General features: G+C 76.0%; 6 protein-coding genes. All 6 read right to left on the minus strand.

What is annotated here, in order from left to right:
• Positions 1-2997: an AAA family ATPase gene (locus K4G64_RS13515; protein ID WP_221756279.1), complete on the minus strand. Its 2997-nt coding sequence runs from the start codon at positions 2995-2997 to the stop codon at positions 1-3.
• Positions 2994-4157, minus strand: coding sequence for an exonuclease SbcCD subunit D (locus tag K4G64_RS13520; RefSeq protein ID WP_221756280.1), 1164 nt, complete (start codon positions 4155-4157; stop codon positions 2994-2996). Before K4G64_RS13520 ends, K4G64_RS13515 begins: the two co-directional genes overlap by 4 nt.
• A gap of 200 nt (positions 4158-4357) precedes the next feature.
• On the minus strand, positions 4358-4984 hold the full coding sequence (locus K4G64_RS13525) for a YigZ family protein (RefSeq protein WP_221756281.1): 627 nt from the start codon (positions 4982-4984) through the stop codon (positions 4358-4360).
• Between the two features lie 27 nt (positions 4985-5011).
• The gene (locus K4G64_RS13530; RefSeq protein WP_221756282.1) at positions 5012-5554 is read right to left on the minus strand and encodes a histidine phosphatase family protein; all 543 of its coding nucleotides are present in this window, start codon (positions 5552-5554) and stop codon (positions 5012-5014) included.
• The gene (locus tag K4G64_RS13535; protein WP_308122351.1) at positions 5551-6267 is read right to left on the minus strand and encodes a hypothetical protein; all 717 of its coding nucleotides are present in this window, start codon (positions 6265-6267) and stop codon (positions 5551-5553) included. The genes K4G64_RS13530 and K4G64_RS13535 overlap by 4 nt, the downstream gene beginning before the upstream one ends.
• 102 nt (positions 6268-6369) lie before the next feature.
• Complete coding sequence (locus tag K4G64_RS13540; protein WP_221756287.1) at positions 6370-7167, minus strand: ABC transporter ATP-binding protein; 798 nt, start codon at positions 7165-7167, stop codon at positions 6370-6372.
• Positions 7168-7174 lie beyond the last annotated feature (7 nt).

The raw sequence follows: 7174 nt of genomic DNA on the forward strand, positions 1-7174 counted from the left end.
TCAGCCGGTGCCGCGCTGGCGCAGGGTCGAGCCGGACCGGCCCTTGACCACTTCGAGCTGGGCGTGGATCCGCCGCCGCAGGTCGGCGACGTGGCTGACGATGCCGACGCTCCGGTCGCGTTCGCGCAGGGAGTCGAGGACGTCGAGGACCTCGTCGAGGGTCTGGTCGTCGAGGCTGCCGAAGCCCTCGTCGATGAAGAGGGTGTCCAGCCGCACCCCGCCCGCCTCGTCCGTGACGACGTCCGCGAGGCCGAGGGCCAGGGCGAGCGAGGCGAAGAACGTCTCGCCGCCCGACAGCGTCGCCGTGTCGCGTTCACGGCCGGTCCAGGCGTCGACGACGTGCAGTCCGAGCCCGCTGCGGCCGCGTCCGGTGCGGTCGTCGGAGTGGACGAGGGTGTAGCGGCCGGAGGACATGCGGCGCAGCCGGACGGTCGCGGCGGCGGCGACCTGCTCCAGCCGGGCGGCCAGGACGTACGACTCCAGGCGCATGCGGCGTTCGTTGTCCGCCGAGGTGCCCGCGGCGAGGCCGGCCATGCGGGCGACGCGGTCGTACTCCTCGCGCAGCGGCGCCAGCCGACGCACGGCGGCGGTCGCCCGGGCGGAGAGCCGGTCGAGTTCGGCGCAGCTCCGCTGCGCGGCGTCGTGGGCGGAGGCGGCGGCGCGCAGCCGCCGGGCCGCCTCGTCGGCGGCCTGTTGCGCCGCGTCCGGGTCGGCCTGCGGCTCGCGGGCCGCCGCGGCGGTGTCGGCCTCGGCGAGGACGGCCCGTACGGCGGCCTCCTCGTGCTGCCAGGCGTCCAGGCGGCGTTGCAGTTCGCGGTGGGCGGCGCGGTCGAGGAGGGCGTCGGCCGCGGCCTGCGGGGTCTCGAAGCCTGCCCGGAAGGCGGCGTCGGCGAGGCGGGCGTCGGCGTCCTTCAGCCGCTGGGCGGCGTCCTCGGCGGCGCGGGCGGTGTCGGCGGCGTCCGTGAGCAGCGCGGTGCGCCGCTCCAGCTGCGCGGCCCGCGCGGCGACGCTGTCCAGGGAGCCGCGCGCCCGGTCCAGCTCCTCCTCCAGCAAGGCCCGTTCGCGGTCCAGCCGCTCCCGGTGACCGACCCGGGAGGCGGTCCGCACGGCCGTCTCCTGCCGGGCGGCGAGGCGGCGTTCGTGCTCCTGCCCGGCCTGCCGCAGCCGCTCCCGCGCGGCGTGCAGCTCGGCCGCGGCACTGCGGGCCTGCGCGTAACGCTCGTCCAACTCCGCCAGTTCCTGCGCGAGTTGTTCGGTGGGACTGTCACCGGCCTCCGCGGTGGCCGCGGCGAGGGCCTCCCGTACGACGGCGAGACGCCGTTCGTCCTCGGCGCGCTGCTCGTCGGCGCGCTGGTAGGCGGTGAGGGCGTGCTCCTCCGCCTCGCGGTCGACGTGCCCGGCCACCTTGCGGGCCGGGGCGGGGTGTTCGGTGGCGCCGCAGACGGCGCAGGGCGCGCCGTCGGTGAGGTGCGCGGCCAGTTCGGCGGCGATGCCGTTCAGGCGCTGCTCCTTGAGCTCGAGCCAGTGCTGCTTGGCACGGAGCGTGTCGTCCTGCGCGGTGCGGACCCGGTCGACCGCCCGGTCCGTGTCCTGGGCGAGCTGGTCGCGCATGCGGGCCGCCCGAAGCCGCTGCTGCGCCGGCTCGCGGCGCTCGGCGAGCTGCTCGGCGAGGGCGGCGGCCTGCTGCGCGGTGTCGAGGCGGGTCTGGAGTGCGGTGCGCGTCTCCTCCCAGCCGTCGAGCCAGGCCTCCGCCTCGTGCAGGAGGTCCGCGTCGGCACGCTCCTGGCGGTCCAGGCCGGCGCGCTCGTCGAGGAGTTCGGCCAGGCGCCGCTCGGCCCGGCGGGCCGCGTCGAGCCCGCCCAGTTCCTCGGCGGCCCGGCGTGCGGCGGCGGCCAGCCCGGCCGCGCCCGCGTCGGCGAAGGTGTCCGGGAGCAGGGCACGCGCGCGTGCCTCGGCGGCGGCCGCCCGGCGGTGTTCGGCTTCGGAGGACTCCCGCAGGTCCAGGGCGGGCGCGACCGCTTCGGCCTTGCGGGCCCGCTCCATGAGCGCCAGGGCCTCCCGGTAGGCCTCGGCTCCCTGTTCCAGGCGTGCCGCCCGCTCCTGCGCCTGCGCGAATCGCCCCTGAAGGCGGGCGAGTTCGCGTACGTCGTCCAGGGCCCGGCCGGCGGCGGCCTGCGCGGACTCGGCGGCGGTGAGCGTGCAGGCGGCGACGGTGAGCTGCTCGCGGGCGGTGCTGCGGGCGACGGCGGCGGCGTTCAGCACGGCCTCGGCGAGTCCCGGTTCGCCCGGGGCCAGTTCGGGCAGCTCCATGGCGTCGCCCGCGGCCTGCTGCATGCGGTGGGCGTCGGCCAGCAGTTCCGCGTCCCCGTCCCGCACCTGGGTCTCGGTGGTGCGGCGCCGCTCGGCGAGGCGCTTCTCGACGTCGGCGAAGCGGCGGGTGTCGAACAGGCGGCCCAGCAGTTTGCCGCGGGCCTCGGCGTCGGCGCGCAGGAACCGGGCGAAGTCGCCCTGCGGCAGCAGCACGACCTGGCAGAACTGCTCCCGGCTCATGCCGAGCAGCTGGGTGATCTCCTCGCCGATCTCCTGGTGGGAGCGGCTGAGGTCCTTCCAGGCCCCGGCCGTCGCGTCGTACGCGCGCAGCCATGTCTGGGCCTTGTCGAGCGTGGTGCCGGTGCCGCGCTTCTTGGGGCGTTCCCAGGGCGGCCGGCGGGTGACCTCCAGGCGGCGTCCGGCGACGGTGAGGTCGAGGGTGACCTCGGTGCGGGTCGCGGGTGCGGCGTGATCGCTGCGCAGGGCCGTGCCCTGTCCGCCGCCCTGCCGGGCGCCCGGCACCGAGCCGTAGAGCGCGTAGCAGACGGCGTCGAGGACGGATGTCTTGCCCGCGCCGGTGGGGCCGTGCAGCAGGAACAGCCCGGCCGCGGACAGGTCGTCGAAGTCGACGGTCTGGGTGCCGCCGAAGGGACCGAAGGCGGTGAGGGTGAGCCGGTGGAGCCTCACCGGGCCACCTCCCGTACAGTCTCGTCGGCCCGGACCGCGTCGAACGCGTCCCGCAGCACGCCCTGTTCGTGCGGGTCGGGCGCGGCGCCGCGCACATGGGCGACGAAGTCCTCGGCGATCTGCTGGTCGCTGCGGCCGGCGAGGCGCCGGGCGTACGACACCTCGGACTCGGCGTCGTCGCGGTCGGGGTCGAAGACGAGGCTGAGGGTGTGCGGGAAGCGCTCGGCGAGCCGGGCCATCGGGTCGGCCGGGCGGACGGGGTCGGTCAGGGTCGCCTCGACCCACGCCTCCTCGTGCCGTGCCAGGTCCGGGTCGGCGAGCAGGTCCTCCAGGGTGCCCCGGATCCGGGCCAGGGCGCGGGGCACCGGGCAGTCGACGCGCTCGGCGTCGAGGGAGCCGTCCGCGGCCAGGTCCACCAGCCACATGCTCTTGCGGTGGGCGGCCTCGGAGAAGGAGTAGGGCAGCGGGGAGCCGGAGTAGCGGACGCGGTCGGTGAGGGTCTGGCAGCCGTGCAGGTGCCCGAGCGCCACGTAGTCGACGCCGTCGAACACCCCGGCCGGCACCGCGGCGACGCCGCCGACGGTGATGTCCCGCTCGCTGTCGCTGGGTTCGCCGCCGGTGACGAAGGCGTGTGCGAGGACGACGGAGCGGGTGCCGGGCGCGCGGGCGGCGAGGTCGGCGCGGACCCGGTCCATGGCGGCGGCGAGCACGGCCTCGTGCCCGGCCTTCTCCACTCCGAACTCGTCCTTCACCAGGGCCGGTTCGAGATAGGGCAACCCGTAGAAGGCGACGTCGCCGTCGCCGTCGGCCAGCACCACCGGGGTGCCGGACGCCGACGGCTCGGTCCGCAGGTGGATGCCGGCCCGCCCGATCAGCCCGGCTCCGACGCCGAGCCGGCGGGCCGAGTCGTGGTTCCCGGAGATCATCACGGTCGGCACGCCGAGAGCGGCGAGGCGGTGCAGGGCTTCGTCGAACAGCTCGACCGCGGCGAGCGGCGGCACGGCGCGGTCGTAGACGTCTCCCGACACGACCACGGCGTCCACGTCGCGCTCCCGCACGGTGGTGACGAGGTGGTCGATGAACTCGGCCTGGGCGCCGAGCATGTTCACCCGGTGGAAGGCGCGGCCGAGATGCCAGTCGGAGGTGTGCAGCAGCCTCAAGACGCCGCTCCGACCTGCATGTCCGCCCCTGCTTTCCGTACGACCAGCGCGAGCCGGTACGGCTCGCTGTCAGCACCCACCACGCTAACGCGTGCGGGCACCCGCTCCCTCACGAACCTCGGCATTTCACGCCTGCCCGGGGCCAATTCGGCGGACATGTCCGCATGTGTACCGCGCCAACGCGCGAGGCGGAGCCGCCGTCACGCGTCCCCGTACGCCTCCCCGCCCGCCTCGAAGCCGGCCGTGCCGGCGGTGGCGTCGGCGAGCCAGGAACGGAAGGCGGGCACGTCGGCGTCCGGGAGGGCGATCTCGAGGGTGACGGCCTCTCCGTAGCGCACGTCCCGGACTTCGCGCCCGCCGGTGCGCAGGTCGTTCTCCAGCTTGCCGGCCCGCTGGTGGTCGACGGTGACCGTGGCCAGCCGGTACCTGCGGCGGGTGCGGGTGCCCAGGGTGTCCAGGGCCTCGCCGACCGCTCCGCCGTACGCCCGGATGAGCCCGCCGGCGCCGAGTTTGACCCCGCCGAAGTAGCGGGTGACGACGGCGACGACGTACCGCATGTCGCGGCGCAGCAGCATCTGGAGCATGGGGACGCCGGCCGTGCCGCCGGGTTCGCCGTCGTCGCTCGCCTTCTGGACGGAGGCGTCGGCGCCGATGACGTAGGCCCAGCAGTTGTGGTTGGCGTCGGCGTGTTCCTTGCGGACCGCGGCGATGAAGTCCTGGGCCTCCTGCTCGGTGGCCGCCGGGGCGAGGGCGCACAGGAAGCGGGAGCGGTTGACCTCGGTCTCGTGCACGCCGGGGCCGGCGACCGTGCGGTATTCGTCGGGCATACGGCCAGCCTATGCGCGGGTCCGGGCCTACTTCTTCGCGCCCCGGGGCACGGTCACGGACGTGAGCAGCGCAGTGCCGGGGGCGAGGTCCCGCCAGGCCGTGCCGCGCCAGGCCAGAACAGCGATCGCCGACGTGGGGAACTTCGTGCGGACCTGCTCCAGGGTGTCGTCGAGGCCGTCGCCGGCGAGGGCCAGGACCAGTTCCTCGAGGCCGGGGTTGTGCCCGAGCAGCAGCAGCGTCTCCACCGCGGCGGGCACCTCGTGCACCACGGCCAGCAGGCCGGCGGGTCCGGCGGCGTACAGCCGCCGGTCGTACCGGACCGGCGGCGGCGTGCCCCACTCGGCGGCGGCGAGGTCCCAGGTCCGGCGGGCGCGGACGGCGGTGGAGCACAGCGCCAGGTCCGGCAGGAGGTCGGCGTCGGCCAGGGCGCGCCCGGCCGCGGGGGCGTCCCGGCGGCCGCGCGGGGCGAGGGGGCGTTCGTGGTCGACGACGTCCAGGGGCCAGGCGGACTTGGCGTGCCGCAGCACGATGAGGCGGCGCAGCGGGCCGGCTCCGGAGCGTTCGATCATGACGGGGCTCCCAGGTCGCGGGTGAGGTCGAGGCCGAGGATCCGGTCGGCGTAGGCGTACGTCTCGAAGCGGGCACCGTCCGCCAGCACCGGCTCGGTCTCGACCTGACGCAGGACGTCCAGTACCCGCGGCACGTCGAGGTCGTCGTCCCAGGCGGCGCGCAGCCGGTCCCGTACGTCGTCGGGGACCGGCCGCGAGGGCTGCCGCGCCCAGCGGGCGACCGCGCCGCGCCAGCGGGCCAGGGTCGCGTGGGCGTCGTCGAGTGCGGCCGCCTCCAGCCGGAGGGGGGTGCGGTGGTGCCGGCTGATCAGGGCGAGGCGCAGGACGGCGGGGTCCAAGGGGTGCGGCGGGCCCGGCTCCGCGGGCGCGACGGCGATCCGCACCCCGTCGGGTGCCGCCCCGTCCTCGGTGGTGACGTGGACGACCTGGGACTCGCCCAGACCGGCACCGACGTCGGGGCTGTCCTCGAAGGGGCGGATGCCGAGCGTCGCGGCGTCGGCGCGCAGCTCCGCCTGCCGGTGGCCGCCGGTCAGCAGCGCCCACACCGGTGTGCCGCCGAGCTCCAGGGTCCGCACCAGCAGGTCTCCGACGAGCAGCACCCGCAGGTTCGTCGTGTCGGAGCCGGGTGCGTGCACCTCGACACGGGTCAGGCCCCGGCGGGCCGGGGCGGCGTCGACCGGCTCACGGGTTCGGGCGTCGATGATGCGCAGCACGAGGCGAGCGTAGGCGGATGGGCGGGCATGCGCGGGCAGGTTCGGCGATTTCCGGCCGCCGTGGCGCGATCGCCCCGCCCACGGCGTGTCCGGCCGCTGCTGTCAGGCCTGCGGGCCCAGGAACCGCACATGGGGCCGCCCCTCGGGCCCCTCGCGGCTGACGGCGGCCCGCACCCCGTACACATCGGCGACGAGCTCGGCGGTGAGGACGTCGCCCGGAGTGCCCGCGGCCACGACCCGCCCCGCGGACAGCACGACGACCCGATCGCAGTACATGGCCGCGAGGTTGAGGTCGTGCAGGGTGACGACGGTGGTGACCGGCAGACCCGTGACCAGGGTGAGGAGGTCGAGCTGGTGGTGGATGTCGAGATGGTTGGTGGGCTCGTCGAGGAGGAGTTCGCGGGGTTCCTGGGCGAGCGCGCGGGCGATCTGCACCCGCTGGCGTTCGCCGCCGGAGAGGGTGTGCCAGAGCTGCCGGGCCCGGCCGTCGAGGCCCGTGCGCCGAAGGGCAGCGCGCACGGCCCGTTCGTCGTCCGCGGAGGCGGGTGTCCAGGCACGGCGGTGCGGGACGCGGCCCAGCCGTACGACGTCCTCGACCGTCAACTCGACCTGGGTGTCGGACTGTTGCTCGACCACGGCGAGGCGGCGTGCGACCGTGCGGCGGGGCAGGTCGCCCAGCGGTGTGCCGTCGAGGGTGACGACTCCGGAGGTCGGGGTGAGCAGCCCGGCCAGCAGTCGCAGCAGCGTGGACTTGCCGGAGCCGTTGGGTCCGAGGACGCCGACCGTGGAGCCGGTCTCCGGCGCGAGGGCGACGCCGTCCAGGATGAGACGCCCGTCGGCGCGGCGGCTGACCCGCTCGGCCCGCAGCCCCTCCGCCACCGATGCTCCTGCGCCGCTCACCGCGCCC

The sequence above is a fragment of the Streptomyces sp. WAC04114 genome (assembly GCF_019733245.1).
GTDB lineage: Bacteria > Actinomycetota > Actinomycetes > Streptomycetales > Streptomycetaceae > Streptomyces > Streptomyces massasporeus_A.

Bases quoted from the DNA above. Each gene is read 5' to 3' on its own strand.
- K4G64_RS13525 (WP_221756281.1), bottom strand. From the start codon at position 4,984: ATGCCCGACGAATACCGCACGGTCGCCGGCCCCGGCGTGCACGAGACC.
- K4G64_RS13530 (WP_221756282.1), bottom strand. From the start codon at position 5,554: ATGATCGAACGCTCCGGAGCCGGCCCGCTGCGCCGCCTCATCGTGCTG.